The sequence below is a fragment of the Pectobacterium brasiliense genome (genome assembly GCF_016950255.1).
Lineage (GTDB): Bacteria > Pseudomonadota > Gammaproteobacteria > Enterobacterales > Enterobacteriaceae > Pectobacterium > Pectobacterium brasiliense.
This window is the reverse complement of sequence record NZ_JACGFN010000003.1, coordinates 277,506-303,660: the sequence shown is the minus strand read 5'-3', so window position 1 is coordinate 303,660 and position 26,155 is coordinate 277,506. Positions and strand designations below refer to the sequence as shown.

Sequence of the window (26,155 nt, the reverse complement as noted above, 5' to 3'; positions counted from 1 at the left end):
CTAAATAAGCCTTTCGATCACGTTTTTATCAATAAATACGCAGCCTGCTGAAAAAACCACAAAATGCAGGATCACATCAAATTTCATCTACCCATAATTCGGTATAATCATTCCCACACAAAAATTATAGGTTTATCTATTCTTTATACATCTATCACATAATTTTCAGCGGGTTTGATATTAAGCTCGGATATAAAGACAGAAACGAATAGATATTATTTTTTTATTTTAACTTAATTAACTTAAGTAACTGGAGGAATGCATTGCAAACCTTTAATGCCGATTTGGCCATTATCGGGGCCGGGGGAGCTGGCCTACGAGCGGCAATTGCTGCCGCAGAAGCCAACCCTCAACTGAAAATTGCGCTGATCTCAAAAGTCTACCCAATGCGTAGCCATACCGTGGCGGCAGAAGGTGGGTCAGCAGCAGTGACTCAGGAACACGATAGCTTCGATTATCACTTCAACGACACCGTATCGGGTGGCGACTGGCTGTGTGAACAAGACGTGGTTGAGCACTTCGTCAAACACTGCCCGGAAGAGATGATTCAACTGGAACAGTGGGGCTGCCCCTGGAGCCGTAAACCGGATGGTTCTGTCAACGTTCGCCGCTTTGGCGGAATGAAGATCGAACGCACCTGGTTTGCCGCCGATAAAACCGGCTTCCACATGCTGCATACCCTGTTCCAAACTTCCCTTAAATATCCGCAAATTCAACGCTTCGACGAGCACTTTGTCCTCGATGTTCTGGTCGATGACGGACAAGCGCGCGGTCTTGTTGCCATCAATATGATGGAAGGTTCGCTGATTCAGATCCGTGCTAACGCCGTGGTGCTGGCGACAGGTGGCGCAGGCCGCGTGTACCGTTACAACACCAACGGCGGCATCGTCACAGGTGACGGCATGGGCATGGCGTTCCGCCACGGCGTCCCGCTGCGTGATATGGAATTCGTTCAATATCACCCGACCGGCTTGCCCGGCTCCGGTATCCTGATGACCGAAGGCTGTCGCGGCGAAGGCGGCATCATGGTCAACAAAGACGGCTACCGTTACCTGCAAGACTACGGCATGGGCCCGGAAACGCCGCTTGGCGAGCCGAAAAACAAATACATGGAGCTGGGGCCGCGCGATAAAGTCTCGCAGGCGTTCTGGCACGAATGGCGCGCAGGCCGCACCGTCTCAACGCCGTTGGGCGATGTGGTTTACCTCGATCTGCGCCACCTCGGCGAGAAGAAACTTCAGGAACGTCTGCCGTTCATCTGCGAACTGGCAAAAGCCTATGTCGGTGTCGATCCGGTGAAAGAGCCGATTCCTATCCGTCCTACCGCGCACTACACGATGGGCGGCATTGAAACCGATCAAAACTGCGAAACCCGCATCAAGGGTCTGTTCGCCGTCGGCGAATGTTCCTCGGTTGGTCTGCACGGTGCGAACCGTCTCGGTTCCAACTCGCTGGCCGAACTGGTGGTCTTCGGTCGCGTTGCGGGCGAACACGCCGTACAGCGCGCACAGGCGGCGGCACCGGCCAACGGCACGGCGCTGGATGCACAAACCCGCGACATCGAACAGCGTCTGCATGACCTGATGAATCAGGAAGGTACCGAAAGCTGGGCGAAAATCCGCGACGAAATGGGCATGTCGATGGAAGAAGGCTGCGGCATTTACCGCACCACCGATCTGATGCAGAAAACCGTCGATAAGATGGCAGAGCTGAAAGAACGCTTCAAACGCGTGAAAATCACCGACCGCTCCAGCGTATTCAATACCGACCTGCTGTACACCGTTGAGCTGGGCCATAGCCTGGATGTTGCGGAATGTATGGCGCACTCGGCAATCAACCGTAAAGAATCTCGAGGTGCCCACCAGCGTCTGGATGACGGTTGCACCGAACGTGATGACGTTAACTTCCTGAAGCATACGCTGGCGTTCTATAACCCAGAAGGCGCACCTCGTCTGGAGTATAGCGATGTGAAGATTACCAAACTTCCACCGGCCAAACGCGTATACGGTGCAGAAGGTGATACGCAGGAAGGCAGCAAGAAGGAGCAGGCGAATGGCTGAGATGATCAAAACCCTGAAAATGGAAGTCATGCGCTATAACCCTGAACAGGACAGCGAACCGTATTTTGAGACGTTCGATGTCCCGTACAACACGCAGACGTCCCTACTGGATGCGCTGGGTTATATCAAAGATAACCTGGCACCGGACCTCTCCTACCGCTGGTCCTGCCGTATGGCGATCTGTGGCTCCTGCGGCATGATGGTGAATAACGTCCCTAAACTGGCCTGTAAAACCTTTCTGCGTGAATACACGAACGGTCTGAAGGTCGAAGCGCTGGGCAACTTCCCCATCGAGCGCGATTTAGTGGTCGATATGACCCACTTTATCGAGAGTCTGGAAGCCATCAAGCCGTACATCATCGGCAACGATCGTAAACCTGCTGACGGCCCAAACAAGCAGACTCCGGCGCAAATGGCGAAGTATCACCAGTTCTCCGGCTGCATTAACTGTGGCCTGTGCTATGCGGCATGCCCACAGTTCGGCCTGAACCCTGAGTTCATCGGTCCGGCGGCAATTACGCTGGCGCACCGTTATAACCTGGACAACCGCGATCACGGCAAGAAAGAGCGTATGGCGCAGTTGAACGGAAATAACGGAGTCTGGACCTGTACGTTTGTGGGCTACTGCTCAGAAGTGTGTCCGAAGCACGTCGATCCTGCCGCTGCCATCCAGCAAGGCAAAGTCGAAAGCGCGAAAGACTTCATGATCGCCATGCTGAAACCACAATAAGGGAGGGACAATGATGACATCTAAACGTAAAGCGTATGTTCGCGGTATGTCGCCGACCTGGTGGAAAAAGCTGGGGTTCTACCGCTTTTATATGTTGCGTGAAGGGACTGCCGTCCCTGCCGTTTGGTTCAGCATCGTGCTGATGTTTGGCGTTTTCGCGCTGAAAAACGGGCCGGAAGGCTGGGCAAACTTCGTCAGCTTCCTGCAAAACCCGCTGGTGCTGCTGATCAATATCATTGCTCTGCTCGCTGCTGCGCTGCATACCAAAACCTGGTTTGAACTGGCACCGAAGGCCAGCATCATCGTGATTAAAGATGAAAAAATGGGGCCAGAGCCGATCATTAAAGGGCTTTGGGCTGTCACCGTGGTGGTAACCGTAGCCGTTCTGGCGATCGCCTTACTATTCTGAACAGGAGAAATAATGTGATTAACCCAACGCCAAAACGTTCTGACGAACCGCCTTTCTGGGGCCTGTTCGGCGCTGGTGGGATGTGGAGCGCGTTCTTTGCTCCGGTGATCATTCTGCTGATCGGCGTGATGCTGCCTCTGGGCTTGTTCCCAGATGCGTTAACCTATGAGCGCATCGCCGCGTTCAGCCAGAGCTTTATCGGCCGTGTCTTTTTACTGTTGATGATTGTACTGCCGCTCTGGTGTGGCCTGCACCGTATCCACCACGCGATGCATGACCTGAAAATCCACGTTCCTGCCGGAAAATGGGTGTTCTACGGCCTGGCGGCAATCCTGACCGTGGTTACCGTTATCGGTGTCGTTACGCTGTAGAGGTAACATCTGTAAATTTGTACCTAACGGCCTGCACGAGATCGTCGCAGGCCGTATTATTTCCCCGCCTGACCACGTCCATCGTCTACACTGGAACAAAGATGAAAACGATGAGATGTCAATATGATGCCCTTTAACGCTATTCGCTTTAATACCACGTTATTCAAAAGCCTTTTCTTCACAATCAGACGACGTGGGAAAGCCTGCATTGCCGCGCTGATAGCGCTCTTTTCTGTCGCCTGTAGCGTGACGCCGCCCGATAACGTCACCGTCGTGGAAAATTTTGACGTCAATCGTTACCTCGGCACATGGTATGAGATCGCCCGCCTCGACCACCGTTTTGAGCGCAATATGGAACGCGTGACGGCAACCTATAGCCCAAGGGATGACGGTGGTATCAAGGTGATCAATCGTGGCTTTAACGTCGAAAAACAAGAATGGAAAGAAAGCATCGGGAAAGCGTATTTCACGGGTTCGCCTCAGCGTGGCGCGCTAAAAGTGTCGTTCTTCGGGCCGTTCTATGGCGGCTACAACATTGTTGAACTGGACGACGACTACCGCTACGCCCTGATTTGCGGGCCGAACCGCGACTACCTGTGGATTCTCTCACGCACACCAACGTTGGATGCTGCGACACGCGACAAACTGGTCGCCACGGCCAAACGCTACGGCTTCCCGACAGAGGCGCTTATCTGGGTCAATCAGTAATCTGATTATATTGACCGCGACACAGGGATAACCGCTGGGTTATCCCCTAAGCTTATCGCGGAGCATTTAACGCAAAACAGAAAGAAAACGGCACCCAGCAGACAAATATAATCGGTTCGAAGCAGTGCTTTTAACATGAACATGGAAAAAGGAATAAACAAGGAAAGACCGATCGCGTCCAGCAATATTTTCACTATTCCGGCACAGGCGAGCTGATAGCTAATCCGATTTGCAGATACCTGCAAAAAGCATTCAGATAATACAATACTCCGGCTGTTCAATTATCCAGATACGGCCGCTGAAATAGCGTAAATGCCCGTACCAGGCGAACGTCATAAATATATTGCTCAACGTCAGCATGCCGACAGTAATGAAAAGAGGCGATATCATTACCTCTCCGAGTGATTCACTTTCACGTCATCCCGCCGTGAGGAAGAAAACACCATCGCGGCATTTTCTTCCACTCGGAAACGTTATTACGACTTATTTCCCACGTTGGGCTATTGGGCGCTGCGCTGAATAGCCTTCCCACCCGCTTCAACATCTTGCCCAACGCCGCGGGTGGTATTACACCCAACCACCGCAGAGAGAATAACCAGAGAGAAAATGGCAACAAAAGCTTTCTTCAACATACTCGATTCCTTCTTTATGAGAGTAGGATTTCAACGGTACGAAAGTAACTGCTTTTTAAGCGTAGCCAATTTTAATTCTTGTGGAGGTTTTTTCGGATGAGGAGCAAAACAGGGGAGAGACTTGAATGAGAAAAAATGAATTAAAAAGGCCGCCCTCACAGAAGGCGACCTTCTTCGCATTAATTACTTAACGCGTGATACGTATTCGCCAGAGCGGGTGTCAACTTTGACAACTTCGCCGATCTGCACGAACAATGGCACTTTAACGACTGCACCAGTGCTCAGCGTTGCTGGCTTACCGCCAGTACCGGCAGTGTCGCCTTTCAAGCCTGGATCGGTATCGGTGATTTCAGCTTCGATGAAATTCGGTGGCTGAACAGCGATAGGACGACCATCCCACAGGGTAATGATACATTCGGCGTTGTCTTGCAGCCATTTTGCAGCCTCACCAACGGTCTTCTCTTCAACCTGATGCTGTTCAAACGTCTCAGGGTGCATGAAGTGGTAGAACTCACCGTCGTTGTACAGGTAGTTCATGTTGGTATCAACGACGTCTGCGCCTTCTGCAGAATCGGTAGACTTGAAGGTTTTTTCAACGCGAGAGCCCGTCAACAGGCGACGCATTTTTACGCGAGCAAAAGCCTGGCCTTTACCCGGCTTAACAAACTCACTGGATTCGACGGCATACGGTTCGCCTTCGAATATGATTTTAAGACCGGAACGGAAATCGTTGCTAGAATAAGTCGCCATAAAGGCCCTCTACAATTTTAATACTGGTACGAAGCCAAAAAATGGCACACATTGTAACCCTAAATATACCTTCCAGAGAAGATTGGTTGCAGCAACTTGCGGACGTAATTACCGATCCTGATGAATTACTGCAACTTTTGGCACTGAACGATCACGCTAAACTCCGGCAAGGCAGTGATGCACGCAGGCTTTTTGCGCTGCGTGTGCCGCGCGCATTTGCTGCACGGATGCAAAAAGGCAATCCTGACGATCCGTTGCTGCTACAGGTATTGACCGCGCGTGAAGAGTTTATCGCCACTCCGGGCTTCACGCATGACCCGCTTGATGAGCAACACAGCGTCGTGCCGGGGCTACTGCACAAATATCACAACCGTGCTCTGCTGCTGGTTAAAGGCGGCTGTGCGGTAAACTGCCGCTACTGCTTCCGCCGCCATTTCCCCTATCAGGATAATCAGGGCAACAAGGCAAACTGGCGTCAGGCGCTGGATTATATCCGCCAGCACCCAGAACTGGATGAAATTATTTTTTCCGGTGGCGACCCGCTGATGGCTAAAGACCACGAGCTGGACTGGCTGATCACCGAGCTGGAACACATCCCACATCTAAAACGTCTGCGCATTCACAGCCGTTTGCCGGTGGTGATCCCTGCACGTATTACCGATGCGCTGTGCGATCGCCTGTCACGCAGTTCGCTTCAGGTATTGCTGGTGACGCATATTAACCACCCGCAGGAAATTGATCCTGATTTAACACAAAGTATGGCGCGTTTGCGCCGTGCAGGTGTGACGCTGCTCAACCAAAGCGTGTTGCTGCGCGGAGTGAATGACAACGCAGAGACACTCGCCCGGCTCAGTAATGCGCTATTTGACGCAGGAATTCTGCCTTATTACCTGCACGTGCTGGATAAGGTTCAGGGTGCCGCGCATTTTCTGGTAGATGACAACGAGGCGCGCATCTTAGTCAAAGCGCTGCTGAAGAAGGTATCCGGTTATCTGGTACCCCGTCTGGCGCGGGAAATCGGTGGGGAAGCCAGTAAAACGCCGCTGGATTTAGGGATGAAGCAGCATCAGGATGACGCAGGGTTATTACGTTGACTGAGTGAGTCGATAATGCGGTGAGAGTGGATCGTTCCACTCTCACCGGGTTTTTCTTTAGCTTAAGGACATTTGTAGACGCTGCCGTTCATCTTGCTGTCTAGCGGCGCAAAGCTTGACCAGAAGGTTTCGCTCGAACTGGTTGCGCCATAGATGGTATTGCCCCCCATCGCCGCCGCTTTATTACGCAGATCGTTTGCCGCACCGCGCATAGAACTACCGTCGCTATGGTTGCCTGCCAACCAGTTAGACTGGCTACCGCTGGCCTGCCCCAACAGCTGGCATTCGCTTCCTGGTTTGGTATCCGTGAACGACACGGCTTGCCCAGCAGCGCTGAGTTGACTGGTGCTGCTGCACCCCGCCAGCAAAACGGCTGCTGATAGACCCAACAAAATACGAACCTGCATGTCTTCCTCCTTGCGATTGAAAAACCAAAGGGCACAGGCCCGATTAATTACGCCACGCTTTGAAGCGGTTGATCAGTCCGTTGGTAGAACTGTCATGGCTGTCGATCGTACTGTCATTTTCCAGCTCTGGCAGAATACGGTTCGCCAGTTGTTTCCCTAACTCCACGCCCCACTGATCGAATGTGAAGATGTTCAGGATCGCGCCCTGAGTGAAGATTTTGTGCTCATACAGTGCAATCAGCGCACCCAGGCTGTACGGGGTGATTTCGCGCAGCAGGATAGAGTTGGTCGGGCGATTGCCTTCGAATACTTTAAACGGCGCAACGTGTTCCACTTCTTTTGGACTTTTTCCTGCCGCCGCAAATTCTGCTTCTACCACCTCACGGCTCTTACCGAACGCCAGCGCTTCCGTCTGTGCAAAGAAGTTCGACAGCAGCTTGCTGTGGTGATCGCTCAATGGGTTATGACTCACCGCCGGCGCAATGAAATCACACGGAACCAGCTTGGTGCCCTGATGGATCAACTGATAGAACGCATGCTGGCCGTTCGTACCCGGTTCACCCCAGATAATCGGCCCAGTCTGGTAATCCACTGGGTTGCCATTGCGATCGGCAGATTTCCCGTTGGACTCCATATTTCCCTGTTGGAAATAGGCGGCAAAACGGTGCATGTATTGGTCATACGGCAGAATCGCTTCAGTTTCAGCACCGAAGAAATTGTTGTACCAAATGCCGATCAGCGCCAGCAGCACTGGCAGGTTTTTCTCCGCTGGCGTGGAAGCAAAGTGCTTGTCCATCGCATGCGCGCCGCTGAGCAGTTTCTCAAAGTTATCAAAGCCCAGAGAGAGAATGATCGACAGCCCAATCGCCGACCACAGAGAGTAACGTCCGCCAACCCAGTCCCAGAATTCGAACATGTTGTCGGTATCGATACCAAATTCGCCGACGGCTTTCGCGTTGGTGGACAGCGCAGCAAAGTGCTTAGCAACGTGTTTCTCGTCCTGCGCCGTTTTCAGGAACCAATCGCGAGCGCTGTGCGCGTTGGTCATGGTTTCCTGCGTGGTGAAGGTTTTTGAGGCGACAAGGAACAGCGTGGTTTCTGGGTTCAGCGGCTTCAACGTTTCAGCGATGTGCGTGCCGTCAACGTTAGAGACAAAGTGCATGTTGAGGTGATTTTTATAAGGCTTCAGCGCTTCCGTTACCATGAACGGGCCGAGATCGGAGCCGCCGATACCGATGTTAACCACGTCGGTAATGGTTTTGCCGGTATAGCCTTTCCACTCACCGCCAATCACGCGTTCGCTGAAATCTTTCATCTTCGCCAGCACCGCGTTGACTTCCGGCATCACATCTTTGCCATCCACCAGAATCGGCGTGTTGCTGCGGTTACGCAGGGCAACGTGCAGAACGGCGCGGTCTTCCGTGCGGTTGATTTTCTCGCCGGCAAACATGGACTGAATCGCCGCAGACAGGTCGGTTTCCCGTGCCAGCGCGTGCAGTTTTTCCATCGTTTCTGCCGTGATGCGGTTTTTGGAGTAATCCACCAGCATCTGATCGTCGAACGTCGCGGAAAAATGCGCGAAACGATCGCTATCTTGTTCAAACAGCTCGCTGATTTGCACGTCTTTCATCGCGTCAAAATGGTGTTGTAATGCCTGCCAGGCGGCAGTTTGGCTTGGATTAATATTTTTCATAATGCGACTTTCTCTCTAAGCATGAGTTCAAAGTGACTGAATCGATTGTATCCCTTAAAATCCAGATTGAGATCCCTTTTCTTGCTAAAAGCGGTTCATGCCGTTTTGTTTATTGACAGAAACGGCATAACCCGTTATTTGTAACACCGTACTTGCACACTCGGTGTGCAAGCCAGAAGAGGCGCATCGCCCAGGTAAGATATCGGAGGAACCGTAATCCGCTGATGATATCCGAGGGGGAGCGATGCCGAGATGCGGTGAAAATACGGTTTTCACCCTATCGACTACAGAGGCTGAATCCTCTGGGTTGTCACCGGATTTGTCCTGATGGACATCCAGCAAGGTGGAGCGCTTCTGGGTGTATCGTAGTCATTTTTTCTACGCCTGCCCCCTACTTTTGCTCTCCCCCTGTGCCAAGGCTGATTAATGGAATGCTGTTTACTGAAAAACAGCCTACCCCCTGACACGAGGTTTTTTGACATGTCTGCAACTGAAGTCTCCGCAAACGCGAACTCTACCGTTATTGCCAAATTTGGCGGCACCAGCGTGGCGGACTTTGACGCCATGAATCGCAGTGCCGATGTGGTGTTATCCAATCCGAATGTGCGCGTTGTGGTGCTGTCAGCATCAGCGGGTATCACGAATTTACTGGTCGCGCTCGCGGAAGGTCAAACGCCGGAAACGCGCGCCGAGCATCTGGCAAAAATCCGCCAAATCCAATACGCCATCATCGACAGACTGACCAATCAAAGCGTTATTCGCGATGAGATTGATCGCATGCTGGACAGCGTCACTACCCTGTCTGAAGCAGCGGCGCTCGCGACGTCAAACGCCCTGACCGACGAACTGGTCAGCCACGGCGAACTCATGTCTACCCTGCTGTTTGTCGAGATTCTGCGCCAGCGTGATGTCGTTGCAGAGTGGTTTGACGTGCGCAAAATCATGCGTACCGACGATCACTTTGGCCGTGCTCAGCCGGACTGTGACGTACTGGGCGAACTGACTCGCAGCCAGCTGCTGCCGCGTCTTGAGCAAGGTCTGGTGATCACTCAGGGCTTTATCGGCAGCGAAGCGAAAGGCCGCACGACCACGTTGGGTCGTGGCGGTAGCGATTATACGGCGGCGCTGCTGGGCGAAGCGCTCAACGTCAGCCGGATTGATATCTGGACCGATGTTCCCGGCATCTACACCACCGATCCACGCGTGGTGCCGACGGCAAAACGCATCGACCAAATCATGTTTGAAGAAGCCGCCGAAATGGCGACATTCGGTGCGAAAGTCCTGCACCCCGCCACGCTGCTGCCTGCGGTACGTAGCGATATCCCTGTGTTCGTCGGCTCAAGTAAAGATCCGGCCGCTGGCGGTACGCTGGTGTGCAATAAAACCGAAAATCCGCCGCTATTCCGCGCGTTAGCGCTGCGTCGTAAACAAACGCTGCTTAAGCTGTATAGCCTGAACATGCTGCACGCACGCGGTTTTCTGGCCGAAGTGTTCAGCATTCTGGCGCGTCACAACATCTCCGTCGACCTGATCACGACGTCAGAAGTCAACGTCGCGCTGACGCTCGACACCACCGGATCCACCTCAACGGGCGACAGCCTGCTCTCCAGCGCCTTGCTGACCGAACTGTCATCGCTGTGTCGGGTTGAGGTTGAAGAGAATCTGTCGCTGGTCGCGTTGATCGGCAACAATCTGTCTCAGGCCTGTGGCGTCGGGAAAGAAGTGTTTGGCGTACTGGAACCCTTCCGTATTCGCCTGATCTGCTACGGCGCCAGCAGCAACAACCTGTGCTTCTTAGTGCCGGGTGATGACGCCGAGCGAGTCGTGCAAACGCTGCACCGCAGCTTGTTCGAGTAAGCTACTCTATCTTGTGGGGGAAACACCCCACAAGATTCTGTCACAGCGTCAGCGGCGATTCCTCACGTTCTTCATCCCCATCCTGCTGCACAATCAAGACGTTATACGCTACCGCACAGAACAGTGAATTCAGTCGGTTCATGTCCCCGAGTAAGCTCAAATGGAGCGAACTGGTTTCCAGGCTCTGTACGTTGTGCTGATGTAAGCGATCGACATGCGCATGGGCATAACGGCGGTTCATAATACGAAAGCGGTGTTTGGCACGGCGCAGGCGTTTCGCGCTGGTGACATCCTCCGACAGGAAAACCGACAGTCCCAGACGCAGATTCGCCAGCAGCTGTTCATGCAGATGGTTCAACTCTTCTAGCCCCTGCGCGGAAAACGCCATGCGTACGCCAGAGGAATGATTGGCAATGTCATCAGCCATGCGTTCGATGATATCCCCCGCCTGCTCCAGGTTCAGCGCCACTTCGATCACTTCCGCCCAGCGCCGGGAATCTCGCTCATCCAATCCGTCTTTCTGAATCTGCGCCAGATAGAGCTTAATCGCGGTGTAAAGGATATCGACATCATCATCAAGTCGACGAATCTCCCGCCGCTGCATATGGTCGCCCTGCAAGACTTCGCGGTACAAACGCAGCATCTGCTCCAGCACATCGCCAATGCGCAGCGTTTCCCGCGCGGCGTTGGTCAGTGCCAGCGCCGGCGTATCCAGCGAACTGGTGTCCAGATGGCGCGGTTTCATTTGGAGATCAACCTGCGGCGAGTCAGCAATCATCGCGCAGGACAGCCGCGCCACCACTCCGGTAAGCGGAATCAGCAGCAGACAGCGAATCAGGTTGTAGAACAGATGGAAATAGATGACCAGTTCTTCGGCGTTTAACGGAATACGCGTCAGCCAGCGCGAAAGCGGCTCGACCAGCGGCAACACGACCAAACAGCCTATTAGCTTGAACAGCATGCTGCCGAGCGCCACGCGTCGGCCCGCCGCATTCTGCGTCGAGGTGCTCATCATCGTCAGCAATCCGCTGCCCAGATTGGCACCAATCACCAGGCACATCGCCACTTCCAGCGAGATCACACCGCTTGCTGTCAGAGTTGCCGTTAGCAGCACCGCTGCCAGACTGGAATAGGTAATCACCGCGAACAGCGCACCAGCCAGTGCATCCAGCATGACGTCGCCCGTTAACGAAGAAAACAGCACCTTCACACCCGACGTTTGCGTGATCGGAGCCGCGGCCACGACAATCATTTCCAGCGCCAGCAAAATCAGCCCAAGCCCAATCGCTACGCGACCAACCTGCCCCACCCGCGTCTGCTTACGGCTAAGGAAAAATATTACACCCAGAAAAATCAGCAGCGGAGAAAGCCAGGACAGATCGAACGTCAGAATTCGCACCATCAGTGCCGTACCGACATCCGCCCCGAGAATAATCACCAGCGCAGGCGTTAATGCCACCAGCCCCTGTGAGACAAAAGAGGTCGTCAGCAACGCGGTCGCATTGCTGCTCTGCACCAGCGCGGTTACGCCAATACCGGCCATAAAAGCCAACGGTTTTTTCTCAACGCTATCGCTGAGAACCCGCCGTAACTGGGTGCCATAAACTCGCATGATACCGGTGCGGACAATGTGAGTGCCCCACACCAGTAACGCAATCGCAGAAAGGAGATTCAGCAGTGTTAACAAAAAGTCCTCGCCTCCAGCTAAACGTGTATTGATGACGTAATGAACGACCATCTTACCAGATATTGGCGAACCGTACTGCGAGGCAGCCCGCGCCGAAGCAAAATCCCCCACCAATCAACTCATGATAAAAATTACTTAACTGATAATATTTAAAAAACAGAATCCAAATCAATAAGCCAATAATTTTGCCTCACGCGTTTCCCGGTTAGCGCTATGCTTTTTTTATCCCTATAACTCTTATGGGTTATAACCCCGCGTAATCTTGCAGCCCGCGAGTAAGGAAAATGGATGAAAACGAAAACCTCATATGGACTGAACTGGCTCCCGCTAATCATTATTCTCGCCATCGCCGCCTTTTTTTGGCAAATGGAACCCCCAACTGGCTTAAGCCCCGCCGCCTGGCACTCCGCCGTCCTCTTCGTCGCCACGATCGTGAGCATTGTCGCGAATGTTCTCCCGATTGGGGCTATCGGTATTATCAGTATCACGCTCTTTGCGCTGACGTACGCCGCAGGAGATACAACGGCCAGCGGCGCGATACAAACCGCGCTTAGCGACCTGAACAGCTCGCTGATCTGGCTGATTGTTGTCGCTTTCATGATCGCGCGCGGCTTTATCAAAACAGGACTGGGTCGCCGCATCGCCTTGCAGATGATCCGCATGTTGGGAAAACGCACGCTGGGTCTCGCTTACGGTCTGGCTTTTGCCGATCTGGTGCTTTCCCCCGCGATGCCGAGCAACACCGCACGCTGCGGCGGGATTATTTATCCCATTGCCGATTCGCTGTCGCGCAGCTTCGACTCCAAACCGGAAGATGCCTCGCGCAGTAAGATTGGCACCTTCCTGATTACCTGCATCGGTAATGTTAACGACGTGACCGCTGCGCTGTTTATGACCGCTTACACCGGAAACCTGCTGGCGGTGAAACTGGCGGCCAACGCGGGCGTGACCATCACGTGGGGAAGCTGGTTTCTGGCGGCGCTTGTTCCCTGTCTGATTTCTCTGGCCGTTGTCCCCCTGCTCGTCTACTGGCTGACCAAACCAGAAATTCGCCATACGCCGGATGCACCAAAACTGGCCGTCGCCGAACTGGCAAAAATGGGCAACATGAGCCGCGGTGAATGGCTGATGGCCTTCACCGTTGTCCTGCTGCTGGTACTGTGGATTTTTGGCGATAAATTAGGTGTGGATGCCACGACGGCCTCATTCGTCGGGCTGTCTTTCCTGCTGTTAACCGGCGTACTGAGCTGGGAAGACGTGAAGAGCGAGAAAGGGGCCTGGGATACGCTGATTTGGTTCGCCGCCCTGCTGATGATGGCGAACCAGTTGAAAAAGCTCGGCTTCACCAACTGGTTTGGCGATCTCATCGGTAGCAACATCGGCCACTTAATGCAGGGAACCAGCTGGGTATTGGTGTTGTTACTGCTAAATGCGGCCTATTTCTACACCCACTATTTCTTCGCCAGCGGCAACGCGCAGATCGCGGCACTTTTTGCGGTGTTCCTCGGTGTCGGGATCAACCTGAATATTCCAGCAGTGCCGATGGCGTTCATGCTGGCGTTTACCAGCAGCCTGTACTGTTCACTGACGCAATATACTCACGCACGCGGCCCCATCTTGTTCGGCGCGGGCTACGTTCCCACCGCCGTCTGGTGGCGCACCGGTTTCGTCGTCAGTCTGGTGAATCAGGCGATCTTCATGAGCGCGGGTCTGCTGTGGTGGAAAGTTATTGGCCTGTATTGATCGTTATCTACTACATGATGTGAAAAAAGCCGGGGAAACCCGGCTTTCGTTTATTACTGCAAAACACGCGATCAGAACGAGTAAGAGACGCTACCAACTACGCTGCGTTCGGCACCGAAGTAACAAAACTCCAGCGAGTTACAGGACGCCACGTAGCGTTTATCGGTCAGGTTATTGACGTTAAGCTGTGCACTTAGCCCTTTCAGGCCGACCTTCGAGAGATCGTATCCCACCGCCATATCCACCAGCGTGTAAGACGGCAGCGTGTGGGTGTTGGCGCGATCGGAGGTCACGCCATTCACGTAACGTACGCCAGAGCCAATCGTCAGACCGTCCAGTGGACCGCTTTTGACATCATAGCTGGCCCAGGCGCTGGCCTGATTGCGCGGCGCGTACACCGCGCGTTTTCCTTGCTCAGCCACACTGCTTTTCTTATAGCGAATATCCGTATAGGTATAGGCCGCTTGCAGACGCAGATTATCGGTAATGTGGCTCACAGCCTCCAGTTCCAGCCCTTCAGACTCAATTTCACCCACGGACCGGTAAGGATCGTTAGGCTGAACTTTTGTCGCCACATTCTTCTGGTTAATACGGAATACCGACAGGCTGTACTGATCCTGAGAACCCTCAGGCTGATACTTCATCCCGGCTTCCCACTGCTTGCCTTTCATCGGTTCCAGCACGTTGCCGTTATCATCGGCGAAGCTAGTCGGCGTAAAGGCCGTGGAATAGCTGACATACGGCGCAAAGCCACTATCAAACAGGTAGAGCAAGGCGGCACGCGAGCTAAAGTTATTTTTATCTAACTCGCTGTGTGTCCCCTTGGTATGATTAACGTGGGTCACTTTTACCCGATCGTGACGACCGCCCAGCGTTAAGCGCCAGCGCTCCCAGCTCATTTGATCTTGTAGATAGATGCCCGTCTGTTGCAGCTTGTGCTTTTCCAGCGTACCGGACATGTCCGTTGGGCCGGAACCGTAAACGGGGTTAAATGCGTCGATCGCAGGGAAGGAACCCGAAGGCCAGTCCATATTATTATTACGCTGCTGATAGTCGATCCCCACCAGCAGGCGGTGGTTCACCGCACCGGTATCCACGCTGCCATCAAGCTGATTATCTAACGTTAGCGCAGACAGCGACTCACGGGAACCCGAGTAATAACGGGTCAGCGTATCGGCGGTCGGCTGCGTCCAGCCATAGGCGTACACCTGATCCAAATGTACTTTGGTACGCAGATAACGCACTTTTTGGCGCACCGCCCAGCCGCTATCAAAACCGTGTTCAACGTTGTATCCCACCATATTTTGCTTACGGTCGTATTTCTCATAATTCTCTTCCCCTTCATAGAAGGTGTTCGAGATTTTCCGCCCGTTGTGCGCGACCACCGTACCGTCATACGGCAACCCCGAGTGACTGCCGCCTTCTGGATCGCGTTGCAGGTACGCCATCAACTCCAGGCGGGTCTTGTCGGAAATCCGCCACAGCAGGCTAGGTGCAATCGCATAGCGTTCTTCTTTCAGCGGCCCAAATTGGGTATCCGCCTCACGCACCATCCCACCCAGACGAAATGCAAAACGCTCGTCATCATCCAGCGGACCGGTAACGTCAAACGCGGCACCGCGCTGGGCATTGTTGCCTGCAAACAGCTTGATCTGTCCGCTGCGATCGAACGACGGCTGACAGGAATTCAGCGCCACAATCCCACCCGGAGAAGAACGCCCGTAGAGGACGGACGCTGGGCCTCTGACCACTTCAATGCTGTCGAGAAACCAGGGATCGATAACCAGCGAGCTATGGGAGTTGGTATCCCCCATCATCTTCAGCCCGTCGAGATAGACGTTATCGAGGCTGCCGTCGGAAAAGCCACGCAGCACCATGTAGTCAAAGCGGTTGGACGCCCCGATTTGGTTGTTGTACACACCCGGCGTATAGCCGACCGCCTGACGAACGCTGGCCGCACCCTGTTCCTGAATCTGGTCGCGCGTAATGATAGAAACGGCCTGAGGAGTCTCTATATCGGGCGTTTCCAGCTTAGTCGCGCCGCGTTGCGTTTGAGACGTCACGACTAACGTATCACCCTGAGAAGAAGAGGATGGCGTATCCTGCGCCAGTACCGACACCGTTAATCCACTGGTGAAACAGCCAACCACCAGCGCCAGCCGCGTTTTTCTGAACATGGGAATCTCCACAGACCTTATTATTGTAAATAAGAATTATTACTGTTTTTAGTCTTGCGATAGCTATGCGCAGTGACAACTTGCGTATGCGCAATGACAAAACGGGAACTCAGCGAGAAAGCGTCAAACGGGCAGCCAAGTGACAATATCTGGCATAAATAAGGCTCAGAAGATTGATAAGAAAGGAAATGCTAGATGACCATGCGTGCATCGCTCGGCGCCATACCGTAACGCCGCCGGAAAGCCGTAGCAAAGTTGGTCGCGTGCTGGTAGCCCGACATCCAGGCCGCCTGCTGAACGCTGTATCCTTGCACCAGATAGCGCCGAGCCAGTTCCAGCCGACAATCACGCAGATAGTCAAAGACCGAATGACCATACGCCTGACGAAACTTGGTACGCAGGCTACTGGTGCTCATCGCGGCCAGCTGCGCTAATTCATTGAGGGTGTACTCTTTTTCAGGCTGTTGCGCCAGAAGCCGCCGAACGTTCTCCAGCCGCTCCTGTTCGCCGGGCGGAGGCAATACGCGCCGCTCTCCCCCACGTTGCCCGAATGACAGGCCTTGCCCTAGTAGCTGTAGCATCACGCCTTCCAGCATAAGCTGGCGTGATAATCCCGGCACGGTGTTTTCCAGCGCGTGCTGCAACCCAGATAATAAATAGCCGGGAACCTGCCATAGAAATGTCGGATTGCCGCCCTGTTCCCACTCGTTCAGCAACGAGCCCAACAGCGGATCCAAAACAAAAGTGGTGGGGAAAATGCCCAACGATACGGTGCGAAGATGACAGTCTGCAAGGTGGCTGGCGTTCATCACTAACGGGTCACCTAACCGGGTGCTGAATGCCATACCAGACCGCACAACAAATTCCTTGCCGTTCAGACGCAGCGCGACCCGCCCTTCCAGTACCACCAGCGTATAAAACGGACAGCAGTGCAACGACGTCGATTCGTAAGGTTGCAACACCTGCACGTTGGAATTCGTCAGGCAAATCCCAGAGGACAGCGTCATCTCTTCGACATCACCCTGCACCACGATACGCTTTTCTTTCGCGCGCTCACGGCAGGACGACAGCTGCGGGAAGTGGTAATCAATCCCGTAACGTTCACCGATGTCGAAGAAATCCTCAATGGAAAAGAGTCGTTTTAGCATGGGCGGGAAGATACCCTCATCCTGTTTAACGCCCAGAATCAGGCCAGCGGTTAGCGGAAATCCGTGGAATGAAAACAGAAAAATGCTTTCTGCTTAATTGGTGCTCACCTTACCATTACCATGAAATCTCATCAATAAGACTGATAACTATTCTCATTGAAATGGTGTTCGCGTAACACAGGATCATCAGCGGGGAAGATATTGCATGGGCTCAATCACGAAACCAGTACCGCTATGCAAAAAAGCAGACGTTTCGTGCGTGGTAAGCCGAGTATTTCTCTATGCCATCAGCACCACGCCCGACTCAGGGCGCTCAATCGCCGCCGCCCTGAGAACCCAGGCTTTTTGGCGGAATTCTGCCGCTACGCGGTGCCTTCGGCGTTCGTGGTCGCTGTTCGGGCCGTCAGTGACGCGTTCCCTACGCGGCACTGACTTTCGCCGCGTCCATGCGGCTCACCCGGCGGCCACGCCCACCTCAGCAGAATTTTAACGCCAGTTGAAAACCAACACTTGTTAACCCACAGATATTATTTCTTTTACTGGCATCTTAATCAGCATCATAGCCTAGATTCGGCGCGAGCCAGCGCTCCACTTCGCTCACATCCATCCCTTTACGCACCGCGTAATCCTCTACCTGATCTTGCTGAATTTGCGCGACGGCGAAGTATTTGCTGTCGGGGTGGCTGAAGTACCAGCCGGATACCGACGCGCCCGGCCACATGGCATAGGATTCGGTGAGCTTCATGCCGGTATGCTTTTCCACATCCAGCAACTGCCAGATTTGCACTTTCTCCGTGTGATCTGGGCAAGCCGGATAACCCGGTGCAGGACGGATGCCTTGATAGTTCTCGCGGATCAGCAGCTCATTACTGAGGTTCTCATTCGGCGCATAACCCCAGTAGACCTTACGCACACGCTCATGCAGGTATTCCGCAAAGGCTTCCGCCAGACGGTCAGAGATCGCCTTCACCATGATCTTGTTGTAATCATCATGCTGCGCTTCCCATTGATCGGCCAATGTATCTTCTTCCAGCCCACCGGTCACCGCGAAGGCACCGAGATAGTCCGGTTTACCGCTGGACTTCGGAGCCACAAAATCAGACAGGCAATAGTTCGGGAAGTCGGTTTTCTCCGTCTGCTGACGCAGATGGTGGCTCACTGACAGCACCGTTTCACGCCGTTCATCGGTATAAAGCACTACGTCATCGCCAACGCAGTTCGCTGGGAATAAACCCACCACACCACGCGGATTCAGCGCACCGCGTGCTGACAAATCGTCCAGCATCGCGTTGGCATCGGCAAACAGGCGCTTGGCCTCTTCACCCACGACGTCATCTTCCAGAATGCGGGGATATTTCCCGGCCAGCGACCAGGTCATAAAGAACGGCGTCCAGTCGATGTAGTTGCGCAGCGTTTCGATGCTGGCTGTCACCGCCTGCACGCCCAGCCGATGCGCAACGGGCGGCGTGTAGTTCTCCCAATCAAGATCGGAAGCGTTAGCGCGCGCCGCTTCCAGCGTCACGGGCGGCGTTCTCGGCTTTTTACGCGCGTGCTGAATACGCACGGTTTCGTACTCTTTACGGGTACGTGCAACAAAGTCGTCATATTGCGCACTGGACAGCAGCGCCGATACCACACCGACAGAGCGCGAAGCATTCTGCACGTAGACCGTCGGGCCGCTATAGTTCTGCTCAATCTTCACGGCGGTATGCGCTTTAGACGTCGTCGCGCCACCAATCAGCAGCGGCAGCGTAAAGCCCTGACGCTGCATCTCTTTCGCCACGTTGACCATTTCGTCCAGCGACGGCGTAATCAGCCCGGACAACCCGATAATATCGACCTTTTCTTCGCGTGCGGTCTTCAGAATCTTGTCCGTCGGCACCATCACGCCCAGATCGATAATCTCGTAGTTGTTACATTGCAGCACCACGCCAACAATATTCTTGCCGATATCGTGGACGTCGCCTTTTACCGTCGCCAGCAGGACTTTCCCTGCGGAACTCCCTTTGTCTTTACTGGCTTCAATGTAGGGTTCGAGATAGGCCACCGCCTGCTTCATCACGCGGGCGGATTTCACGACCTGCGGCAAAAACATTTTCCCCGCGCCGAACAGATCGCCGACGACGTTCATGCCATCCATCAGCGGGCCTTCAATCACCTCGATCGGTCGCGTCGCCTGCTGGCGCGCTTCTTCGGTATCCAGTTCGATAAATTCGGTAATGCCTTTAACCAGCGAATATTCCAGACGCTTCCGCACGTCCCAGCCGCGCCACTCCGCCTGTGTTTTGCTGCCTTCGTCTTCCGTTTTGCTGCCGCGATACTTTTCCGCCAGTTCGAGCATGCGCTCGGTGGCATCGCTACGACGGTTAAGGATCACGTCCTCCACCGCATCGCGTAATTCCGCAGGGAGATCGTCATAGATCGCCAACTGGCTGGCGTTGACGATCCCCATGTCCATACCATTGCGGATCGCGTAATAAAGGAAGACGGCGTGGATAGCTTCGCGCACCAAATCGTTGCCGCGGAATGAGAAAGAAACATTGGATACCCCGCCGGAGATCATCGCATGCGGCAGCTGCGCCTTGATGTCCGCACAGGCTTCGATGAAATCCACCGCGTAATTGTTGTGCTCGTCGATCCCCGTTGCCACGGCGAAAATGTTCGGGTCGAAGATGATATCTTCCGGTGGGAAACCGACTTCTTCCGTCAGGATACGGTAGGCCCGGCGACAAATTTCAATTTTACGCGCGCGAGTATCCGCCTGACCGACTTCATCAAACGCCATCACCACCACAGCCGCGCCGTAGCGCCGTACCAGTTTGGCGTGATGCACAAAAGCCTCAACGCCTTCTTTCATGGAAATCGAGTTAACAATGCCCTTGCCCTGAATACATTGAAGCCCCTTTTCAACCACCTCCCACCGAGAGGAGTCGATCATGATCGGTACGCGGGCAATATCCGGTTCACCGGCAATCAGGTTCAGGAAACGGACCATCGCCGCTTCCGCATCCAGCATGCCTTCATCCATGTTGATGTCGATAATTTGCGCGCCGCTTTCCACCTGCTGACGGGCAACATCCAGCGCTTCGTTGTATTTTTCTTCTTTGATCAGACGCTTAAAACGTGCGGAGCCAGTGACGTTCGTTCGCTCCCCGACGTTAACAAACAGCGTGTCGGCATCAATATTCAGCGGTTCCAGGCCGGATAAGCGGCAGGCCACCGAAATCTCTGGCAGCTTGCGCGGCGGCACGCCTTCCACCACTTTCGCCATCGCTGCAATATGCGCGGGTGTCGATCCGCAGCAGCCACCGACGATATTCAGAAAACCGGATCGCGCCCATTCGCCGATATGTTTCGCCATATCGGCCGGATCTAAATCGTACTCCCCAAAGGCGTTGGGCAGCCCTGCGTTCGGGTGCGCGCTCACATAGCATTCTGAAATACGTGACAGCTCAGCGACATACTGACGCAGTTCATCCGGCCCCAACGCACAGTTCAGGCCGAAAGATAGCGGACGGGAATGACGTAAGGAGTTGTAAAACGCTTCTGTTGTCTGGCCGGATAGCGTACGCCCTGACGCATCCGTTATCGTGCCGGAAATCATCACCGGCAGCTCGATGCCTAATGCCTCAAACTCGCTTTCTACCGCGAAGCTCGCCGCTTTAGCGTTCAAAGTATCGAAAATGGTTTCGATCATGATCAGATCGACACCGCCCGCGATCAATGCGCGTGTCGATTCGCGATACGCTTCCACCAGTTGATCAAAACTGACGTTACGGTATGCCGGATCGTTAACATCGGGAGAGATCGACGCAGTACGGTTCGTCGGGCCAAGCACACCGGCAACATAACGTGGCTTATCCGGCGTTAAAGCCGTCCATTTGTCCGCGCTGGCACGCGCCAGCTGTGCAGCAACGGTATTAATTTCAGCTGACAACGCCTGCATATCATAGTCCGCCATCGCAATGGTGGTGGCGTTGAAGGTGTTGGTTTCGAGAATGTCGGCACCAGCTTCCAGATAGGCGTCATGGATTTCGCTAATCACCTGCGGCTTGGTGAGCACCAGCAGATCGTTATTTCCCTTCACATCACTCGGCCAGTCAGCAAAGCGCTCACCGCGATAATCTGCTTCCTGCAGGCGATAACCCTGGATCATGGTACCCATACCACCATCCAGCACCATAATGCGTTGCGCCAACTGACGCCGCAATTCGTCTACCCGATTACTCACGCGAACCCCATTCCCGGCCAATAAATACGATATATATTGCGTCTATCCTAGCATAAGTTGTGAGCACGCTAACGCGGTGTCGCATGAGACTTTTTCAGGTCATTTGCCGATAAAAAGTGCAGAGAAAGAAGAGTTGCATTCTGCGGTGAAAAAACGAAAATCAATTCCATTACCATAAAAAGGAATCGACGCCATGACGCCACCAGAGCCAGCCAAACGCGGGAAAAAACCCAGAGCCAGCGCGAGCACCGCCGCACAGCCAACCGGGCAGGTACAGTCGCTGACCCGTGGCCTGACGCTGCTTGAATATATCGCCAAAGCCAACGGCAGCGTAGCGCTAACCGATCTCGCTCAGCAGGCCGGTTTACCGAATTCCACGACCCACCGTCTGCTCACCACCATGCAGCAACAGGGCTTTGTGCGTCAGGTTGGCGACTTGGGGCTGTGGACGATTGCTTCACACACGTTTATCGTCGGCAGCAGCTTTCTGCAAAGCCGCAACCTGCTGGCGATTGTGCATCCGATAGTACGCAAGTTAATGGAAGACTCTGGTGAAACCGTCAATCTGGCCGTGCTCGATCAGACCGACAGCCAGGCGATCATCATCGATCAGGTGCAGTGTACGGCGTTGATGCGTATGTCTGCACCGATTGGCGGTAAGCTGCCGATGCATGCTTCCGGTGCTGGGAAAGCCTTTCTGGCGCATTTACCCGATGCTCAGGTCACTCAATTGCTACACAAGAAAGGGCTGCACGGCTACACGCCACACACCTTCAGCTCGCCACAAGCGTTGAAAGAAAACCTGTCGCTGATTCGTAAGCAGGGCTATTCGTTCGATGACGAAGAGCACGCGCTAGGGCTGCGCTGTATCGCGGCCTGCATTCTGGATGAACATCATGAAGCATTCGCCGCCATTTCCATCTCCGGCCCTGTTTCACGCATAACGGACGACCGCGTCACAGAACTCGGCGCGCTGGTGATCAAAGCCGCCAAGCAGGTCATGCAGGAATACAGTGGGTTATAATCCTTTCAGGCGCATGTTTATGCAGACTGTGGGAAGGTTTCGTGCGCGATAATGCCTCCATCTTAATGCTACCTCATAGCACGCGCCCGACACGGGGCGGCTCAAACGCCGCTCGCTCCGTGACCCCAGGCTTTCGGCGGGAATTATGCCGCTACGCGGTTCCACCGGTGTTCCTGACCGCTAGTCGAGCCGCCAGTGACGCGTTCCCTACGCGGCACTGGCTTTCGCGACGTCCTGTCGCTCACTCGGCGGTCAAGCCCACCGCTGCATAATTTTTACGCCAGATCGGCAAAGGCCTGAATCATTCTCAGTTGTGGTGTATAGCGGCTCAGCACGTTGACTGAAACGCTTGCGGCGTCGGTAGGCGTAAACATCCTCAATATGCCCTTCCCGGATACGCTGCTGTAATGCTCGCCAGTAATCCGCACAAAACAGGTCGCCGTGCATTTCCTCAAACAGCGTACGAATGTGGCGGTCGCTACACAGGAAATGGGGGAATTCTTCGGGAAACACATCGTTTGGCGCGACGCTGTACCACGGCTCGGCGGCCAGTTCGTCCTCTGGGTAACGCGGCGGCGGGATTTTGCGGAAATTTACTTCAGTCATGTAGCAAATTTCATCGTAGTCATAAAATACGACTCGCCCATGACGCGTGACGCCGAAATTCTTGAATAGCATGTCGCCGGGGAAAATATTCGCCGCGGCCAGCTGTTTGATGGCATTGCCGTATTCTTCAATCACATCATGCAACTGTTGTGCGCTTGCCTGTTCCAGATAGAGGTTCAGCGGCGTCATCCGGCGTTCCATGTACAAGTGTCGGATCACCAATTGATCGCCCAGATCTTCCAGCTTTTCCGGTACCTCACGCCAAAGCTCATCCAGTAGTTCTGGGCTGATGCGATGCTTATCAATGACGAAGTTTTCATATTCCTGCGTATCCGCCATGCGCCCTACGCGATCGTGCTCTTTCACCAGTTGATAACACGCCATGACTCGCTCTGCACTTACCTCTTTCTGCGGCGCGAAACGATCTTTGATGACCTTAAATACGCGATCGAACGACGGCAGCGTAAACACCAACATCACCATACCTTTTACGCCGGGAGCGATAATAAACTGCTCTTCTGATTCGGCGATGTAGTGCAGATATTCGCGGTAATACTCGGTTTTGCTGTGCTTCTGGCAGCCAATGGCCAGATACAGCTCCGCTGTCGTCTTCCACGGCAAAATGTCACGCAGCCAGGCCACCAGCGCCGACGGCAACGGGGCATACACCATGAAGTAAGAGCGGGCGAAACCGAACACAATGCTGGCGTCTGTCTGACTGGTTAAGCAGGTATCAATAAATAGCGCCCCGCGTTCGTTGTGGTGAATCGGCAGCAGGAACGGAAAAACACCGTCAGGGAGCGACAGTTTTCCCACCAGCCAGGCCGCTTTGTTACGATAAAACAGCTCATTAGCCAGCTGTAGCGTCGCCTGCGCAAGCTGCTCCGCTGAAAAAGTACGCTGCAAATACGCAGTGATATAACCAATATCACGCGGCAAATCCTCCCACGGTAAGCGCAGCGGTACATCGCTCAGCAGCTTTTCCAACATGTTCTGCCAGCCGTCAGTGGGCACAAACGTCTTGGCGATAGGCCGAGGGATTTCACGAAAGCGCTGTTCAGGCTGAGAGCTGAAAACAAACAGCTTATCCGGCGTCAGTTCCCGATGGTTAAACAGCCGACAATACACGGAGTTGAAGAAACTCTCTGCAATCTCAAAACGTGGGTAGTCCGGCAGTAAGCGGGTGTAGATATGCTTCACGCGAGCCAAAAAATCCGCATCATCGCAGCGGATACCGGTAATACAGCGCAGCTGTTCAACCACCAGACCAACGTGGTGATCGTAGAGGTGAATACGCTGTTTCATTGCCTGTTGTACGGCAGGCCAGTCGGCCTGTTCAAAGCGCTGCTGCGCCCCTGCCGTCACTTCGAGAAAACGTCCATATTGCGCATCAAACCCTTGCAGGATCGTCTGCGCCACCAGCTTTTCAAGGTCACGCGTCATCATGATCTCCCGATGAACCCCGGCCAGCCGAACACTGACCGGGTTAGGATCAGAACTGTTGTTCTTCCGTCGATCCCGTCAGCGCCGTCACTGAAGACTCGCCTCCCTGAATGATGTTCGTCACCTTATCGAAGTAGCCAGTACCGACCTCCTGCTGATGCGATGAGAAGGTGTAGCCGTCTTTAATCGCTTCAAATTCAGGCTGCTGCACTTTTTCTACGTAGTGCCTCATCCCTTCGCCCTGCGCATAGGCGTGCGCCAGATCAAACATGTTGAACCACATGCTGTGGATGCCGGCCAGCGTAATGAATTGGTACTTATAGCCCATCGCCGACAGCTCATCCTGAAAACGTGCGATCGTGCTGTCATCCAGATTCTTCTTCCAGTTAAACGAAGGTGAACAGTTGTACGCCAGGAGCTTACCGGGGAACTTCGCGTGGATAGCCTCAGCAAAACGACGCGCCAGCGATAAATCCGGCGTTGAGGTTTCGCACCACACCAAATCGGCATACAGTGCGTAGGCCAGACCGCGACTGATTGCCTGCTCGATCCCGGCTCGCGTGCGATAGAAGCCTTCCACCGTACGCTCTCCGGTGATGAAATCACGGTCATATTCATCGCAATCGGAAGTCAGCAAATCCGCCGCATCCGCATCGGTTCGCGCAACCAGTAAAGTCGGCACACCCAAGACATCCGCCGCCAGACGGGCCGCAACGAGTTTCTGAATGGCCTCCTGCGTCGGTACCAGCACCTTGCCGCCCATATGCCCGCATTTCTTCGCCGATGCCAGTTGATCCTCAAAGTGAACCGCCGCAGCACCCGCCTCGATCATCGACTTCATCAGCTCAAACGCATTCAACACGCCGCCAAACCCCGCTTCCGCATCCGCAACAATCGGCAGAAAGTAGTCGGTATGACGCTTATCGCCCGGTTCAATGCGGTTCGCCCACTGAATCTGATCGGCGCGTCGAAAGGTGTTATTGATGCGCTCAATCACCGCAGGTACGGAGTTCGCCGGGTAGAGCGATTGGTCGGGATACATGCTGGACGCCAGATTGGCATCCGCCGCCACCTGCCAGCCGGAAAGGTAAATCGCTTCGATGCCCGCTTTCGCCTGCTGTAAAGCCTGCCCTCCCGTCAGCGCGCCCAGGCAATTCACATAGCCTTTGCGCGAGTCACCATGCAGCAGGTTCCATAGCTTTGCCGCGCCGAGCTGCGCGAGCGTGCATTCCGGGTTCACCGAACCCCGTAGATTAATCACATCTTCTGCGCTGTAGGGGCGCGTAATCCCTTCCCAGCGGGCGGTTTTCCACTCTTTTGCGATATGCTGGACTTGTTGAGTACGAGAGGTCGTCATAGCAGAGGTTCCTTTTTATTATCAGTCA

22 protein-coding genes and 1 riboswitch are annotated in these 26,155 nt (G+C 54.0%); of the genes, 9 read left to right on the top strand and 13 right to left on the bottom strand.

All coding sequences use genetic code 11. The features are described from left to right. The first annotated feature begins 263 nt into the window (after window positions 1-263). From frdA to H4F65_RS20700, 5 genes are all read left to right on the top strand, one after another. Window positions 264-2,060, top strand: a complete 1,797-nt coding sequence (gene frdA, locus H4F65_RS20720; RefSeq protein ID WP_010283134.1) for a fumarate reductase (quinol) flavoprotein subunit — start codon at window positions 264-266, stop codon at window positions 2,058-2,060. After that, a complete protein-coding gene (locus tag H4F65_RS20715; RefSeq protein WP_010283136.1) occupies window positions 2,053-2,790 on the top strand; it encodes a succinate dehydrogenase/fumarate reductase iron-sulfur subunit in 738 nt (245 codons plus the stop codon). Before frdA ends, H4F65_RS20715 begins: the two co-directional genes overlap by 8 nt. Window positions 2,791-2,803: 13 nt before the next feature. Next, the gene (gene frdC, locus H4F65_RS20710; RefSeq protein WP_010283138.1) at window positions 2,804-3,199 is read left to right on the top strand and encodes a fumarate reductase subunit FrdC; all 396 of its coding nucleotides are present in this window, start codon (window positions 2,804-2,806) and stop codon (window positions 3,197-3,199) included. A gap of 14 nt (window positions 3,200-3,213) precedes the next feature. Continuing rightward, window positions 3,214-3,570, top strand: a complete 357-nt coding sequence (gene frdD / locus H4F65_RS20705) for a fumarate reductase subunit FrdD (protein WP_010283140.1) — start codon at window positions 3,214-3,216, stop codon at window positions 3,568-3,570. A gap of 123 nt (window positions 3,571-3,693) precedes the next feature. Then, a complete protein-coding gene (locus H4F65_RS20700; protein ID WP_010283141.1) occupies window positions 3,694-4,278 on the top strand; it encodes a lipocalin family protein in 585 nt (194 codons plus the stop codon). A 5-nt stretch (window positions 4,279-4,283) separates the two neighbouring features. Here the strand turns inward: H4F65_RS20700 and H4F65_RS22180 are convergent, their stop codons facing one another. The 4 genes from H4F65_RS22180 to efp all read right to left on the bottom strand — a co-directional run bounded on the left by H4F65_RS22180 (window position 4,284) and on the right by efp (window position 5,660). Further along, window positions 4,284-4,523, bottom strand: coding sequence for a DMT family protein (locus H4F65_RS22180; RefSeq protein ID WP_080727621.1), 240 nt, complete (start codon window positions 4,521-4,523; stop codon window positions 4,284-4,286). A 7-nt stretch (window positions 4,524-4,530) separates the two neighbouring features. Further along, the gene (locus H4F65_RS22175; protein ID WP_253271669.1) at window positions 4,531-4,614 is read right to left on the bottom strand and encodes a DMT family protein; all 84 of its coding nucleotides are present in this window, start codon (window positions 4,612-4,614) and stop codon (window positions 4,531-4,533) included. A 164-nt stretch (window positions 4,615-4,778) separates the two neighbouring features. Then, the gene (locus tag H4F65_RS20690) at window positions 4,779-4,910 is read right to left on the bottom strand and encodes an entericidin A/B family lipoprotein (RefSeq protein WP_005972977.1); all 132 of its coding nucleotides are present in this window, start codon (window positions 4,908-4,910) and stop codon (window positions 4,779-4,781) included. A 183-nt stretch (window positions 4,911-5,093) separates the two neighbouring features. Further along, a complete protein-coding gene (gene efp, locus H4F65_RS20685) occupies window positions 5,094-5,660 on the bottom strand; it encodes an elongation factor P (RefSeq protein WP_010283150.1) in 567 nt (188 codons plus the stop codon). 41 nt (window positions 5,661-5,701) lie between these two features. On the opposite strand from efp, the gene epmB reads away from it, so the two are divergent. After that, a complete protein-coding gene (epmB, locus tag H4F65_RS20680; protein ID WP_039317627.1) occupies window positions 5,702-6,754 on the top strand; it encodes an EF-P beta-lysylation protein EpmB in 1,053 nt (350 codons plus the stop codon). A gap of 62 nt (window positions 6,755-6,816) precedes the next feature. On the opposite strand, the gene H4F65_RS20675 is transcribed toward epmB, so the two are convergent. Together H4F65_RS20675 and pgi are read right to left on the bottom strand one after the other, a co-directional pair. After that, window positions 6,817-7,161, bottom strand: coding sequence for a DUF4156 domain-containing protein (locus tag H4F65_RS20675; RefSeq protein WP_010283152.1), 345 nt, complete (start codon window positions 7,159-7,161; stop codon window positions 6,817-6,819). 43 nt (window positions 7,162-7,204) lie between these two features. Next, the gene (gene pgi / locus H4F65_RS20670; RefSeq protein ID WP_010283153.1) at window positions 7,205-8,854 is read right to left on the bottom strand and encodes a glucose-6-phosphate isomerase; all 1,650 of its coding nucleotides are present in this window, start codon (window positions 8,852-8,854) and stop codon (window positions 7,205-7,207) included. Window positions 8,855-9,022: 168 nt separating this feature from the next. Beyond that, window positions 9,023-9,216: riboswitch (Lysine riboswitch) on the top strand. Window positions 9,217-9,334: 118 nt separating this feature from the next. Here pgi and lysC point away from each other — a divergent pair. After that, window positions 9,335-10,711 carry a lysine-sensitive aspartokinase 3 gene (gene lysC, locus H4F65_RS20665; protein ID WP_010283154.1) on the top strand — a complete coding sequence of 459 codons (1,377 nt, stop codon included), beginning with the start codon at window positions 9,335-9,337 and terminating at the stop codon, window positions 10,709-10,711. Window positions 10,712-10,751: 40 nt separating this feature from the next. On the opposite strand, the gene H4F65_RS20660 is transcribed toward lysC, so the two are convergent. Then, window positions 10,752-12,398, bottom strand: coding sequence for a Na/Pi cotransporter family protein (locus H4F65_RS20660; RefSeq protein WP_039320606.1), 1,647 nt, complete (start codon window positions 12,396-12,398; stop codon window positions 10,752-10,754). A gap of 288 nt (window positions 12,399-12,686) precedes the next feature. Between H4F65_RS20660 and H4F65_RS20655 the strand changes: the two genes are divergently transcribed. Further along, a complete protein-coding gene (locus H4F65_RS20655; RefSeq protein ID WP_010283156.1) occupies window positions 12,687-14,141 on the top strand; it encodes a DASS family sodium-coupled anion symporter in 1,455 nt (484 codons plus the stop codon). Between the two features lie 71 nt (window positions 14,142-14,212). Here H4F65_RS20655 and foxA read toward each other — a convergent pair whose 3' ends face one another. The 4 genes from foxA to metH form a co-directional block, all read right to left on the bottom strand. Then, a complete protein-coding gene (gene foxA, locus H4F65_RS20650) occupies window positions 14,213-16,318 on the bottom strand; it encodes a ferrioxamine B receptor FoxA (RefSeq protein ID WP_010283157.1) in 2,106 nt (701 codons plus the stop codon). Window positions 16,319-16,509: 191 nt separating this feature from the next. Further along, the gene (locus H4F65_RS20645) at window positions 16,510-17,466 is read right to left on the bottom strand and encodes a helix-turn-helix transcriptional regulator (RefSeq protein ID WP_010283158.1); all 957 of its coding nucleotides are present in this window, start codon (window positions 17,464-17,466) and stop codon (window positions 16,510-16,512) included. A gap of 279 nt (window positions 17,467-17,745) precedes the next feature. Beyond that, window positions 17,746-17,895, bottom strand: coding sequence for a hypothetical protein (locus tag H4F65_RS20640; protein WP_155278064.1), 150 nt, complete (start codon window positions 17,893-17,895; stop codon window positions 17,746-17,748). Between the two features lie 118 nt (window positions 17,896-18,013). Further along, window positions 18,014-21,697: a methionine synthase gene (metH, locus tag H4F65_RS20635; protein WP_010283161.1), complete on the bottom strand. Its 3,684-nt coding sequence runs from the start codon at window positions 21,695-21,697 to the stop codon at window positions 18,014-18,016. A 193-nt stretch (window positions 21,698-21,890) separates the two neighbouring features. Between metH and iclR the strand changes: the two genes are divergently transcribed. After that, a complete protein-coding gene (gene iclR, locus H4F65_RS20630; protein WP_010283162.1) occupies window positions 21,891-22,721 on the top strand; it encodes a glyoxylate bypass operon transcriptional repressor IclR in 831 nt (276 codons plus the stop codon). 252 nt (window positions 22,722-22,973) lie between these two features. Here the strand turns inward: iclR and aceK are convergent, their stop codons facing one another. Next, the gene (gene aceK, locus H4F65_RS20625; protein ID WP_010283163.1) at window positions 22,974-24,770 is read right to left on the bottom strand and encodes a bifunctional isocitrate dehydrogenase kinase/phosphatase; all 1,797 of its coding nucleotides are present in this window, start codon (window positions 24,768-24,770) and stop codon (window positions 22,974-22,976) included. 49 nt (window positions 24,771-24,819) lie between these two features. Beyond that, entirely contained in the window at window positions 24,820-26,127 is a 1,308-nt protein-coding gene (aceA, locus tag H4F65_RS20620) for an isocitrate lyase (protein WP_010283165.1), read from the bottom strand. Window positions 26,128-26,155: the final 28 nt, after the last annotated feature.

Coding starts and splice junctions, on each gene's coding strand:
- iclR (WP_010283162.1), top strand. CDS start 21,891: ATGACGCCACCAGAGCCAGCCAAACGCGGGAAAAAACCCAGAGCCAGC.
- H4F65_RS20690 (WP_005972977.1), bottom strand. CDS start 4,910: ATGTTGAAGAAAGCTTTTGTTGCCATTTTCTCTCTGGTTATTCTCTCT.
- foxA (WP_010283157.1), bottom strand. CDS start 16,318: ATGTTCAGAAAAACGCGGCTGGCGCTGGTGGTTGGCTGTTTCACCAGT.
- pgi (WP_010283153.1), bottom strand. CDS start 8,854: ATGAAAAATATTAATCCAAGCCAAACTGCCGCCTGGCAGGCATTACAA.
- efp (WP_010283150.1), bottom strand. CDS start 5,660: ATGGCGACTTATTCTAGCAACGATTTCCGTTCCGGTCTTAAAATCATA.
- H4F65_RS20675 (WP_010283152.1), bottom strand. CDS start 7,161: ATGCAGGTTCGTATTTTGTTGGGTCTATCAGCAGCCGTTTTGCTGGCG.
- H4F65_RS20715 (WP_010283136.1), top strand. CDS start 2,053: ATGGCTGAGATGATCAAAACCCTGAAAATGGAAGTCATGCGCTATAAC.
- aceA (WP_010283165.1), bottom strand. CDS start 26,127: ATGACGACCTCTCGTACTCAACAAGTCCAGCATATCGCAAAAGAGTGG.
- H4F65_RS20700 (WP_010283141.1), top strand. CDS start 3,694: ATGATGCCCTTTAACGCTATTCGCTTTAATACCACGTTATTCAAAAGC.
- frdC (WP_010283138.1), top strand. CDS start 2,804: ATGACATCTAAACGTAAAGCGTATGTTCGCGGTATGTCGCCGACCTGG.
- lysC (WP_010283154.1), top strand. CDS start 9,335: ATGTCTGCAACTGAAGTCTCCGCAAACGCGAACTCTACCGTTATTGCC.
- epmB (WP_039317627.1), top strand. CDS start 5,702: ATGGCACACATTGTAACCCTAAATATACCTTCCAGAGAAGATTGGTTG.
- H4F65_RS20645 (WP_010283158.1), bottom strand. CDS start 17,466: ATGCTAAAACGACTCTTTTCCATTGAGGATTTCTTCGACATCGGTGAA.
- aceK (WP_010283163.1), bottom strand. CDS start 24,770: ATGACGCGTGACCTTGAAAAGCTGGTGGCGCAGACGATCCTGCAAGGG.
- H4F65_RS20655 (WP_010283156.1), top strand. CDS start 12,687: ATGAAAACGAAAACCTCATATGGACTGAACTGGCTCCCGCTAATCATT.
- H4F65_RS22175 (WP_253271669.1), bottom strand. CDS start 4,614: ATGACGTTCGCCTGGTACGGGCATTTACGCTATTTCAGCGGCCGTATC.